Origin of the sequence: Corallococcus interemptor, from assembly GCF_003668875.1 — a bacterium.
Lineage (GTDB): Bacteria > Myxococcota > Myxococcia > Myxococcales > Myxococcaceae > Corallococcus > Corallococcus interemptor.
In genome coordinates, this window is the sequence record NZ_RAWM01000346.1 from 1 (window position 1) to 443 (window position 443).

The 443-nt window shown below is 37.5% G+C and carries 2 protein-coding genes; both read left to right on the forward strand.

Annotated features, from left to right (window positions below; genetic code table 11):
- Positions 1 to 218 (forward strand): hypothetical protein (locus tag D7X96_RS39790; protein WP_208647456.1); only part of this gene is annotated, 218 nt, incomplete at its 5' end.
- Positions 219 to 443 (forward strand): hypothetical protein (locus tag D7X96_RS39795; RefSeq protein ID WP_147468532.1); only part of this gene is annotated, 225 nt, incomplete at its 3' end.

Here is a 443-nt window from a genome sequence, read left to right on the forward strand (position 1 = left end):
GTTTGAGACCAAGTATACGGAGTAATATGAAGAAGGAATCCAAAAATATGTACGAAGAGTTTTGGGAAGCGATCCGTGTTGAGTGCTTGATAAAACGCTATCGCCTTCGAAAAGCTAAGATGCAAGATGTAAATTCTTTGCAAACCACAGAAGCCCATGTTGTGGAACTAAATGTGGAGAATGTTAAAACTGATATTGAGGTACAAAATCAAGAATAAGTGGAAGTCATTGCAATTTCTAAAGAAAACTTGGAAGTTGACATGGAAATACAAGAACCAGAAAATAAAGGAATTGACAGTATTGATCAGCTAGTGCAGGTGGAACAAGAAGAGACAAATAGTGAAGAAATCAACAAGGAATTTGATCATCTAATGGATCTCATTGCAAGTCTAGCTCCAGAATATCTAATTAGGCGATCGGATGAAAGGGCCATTGATCAGGAG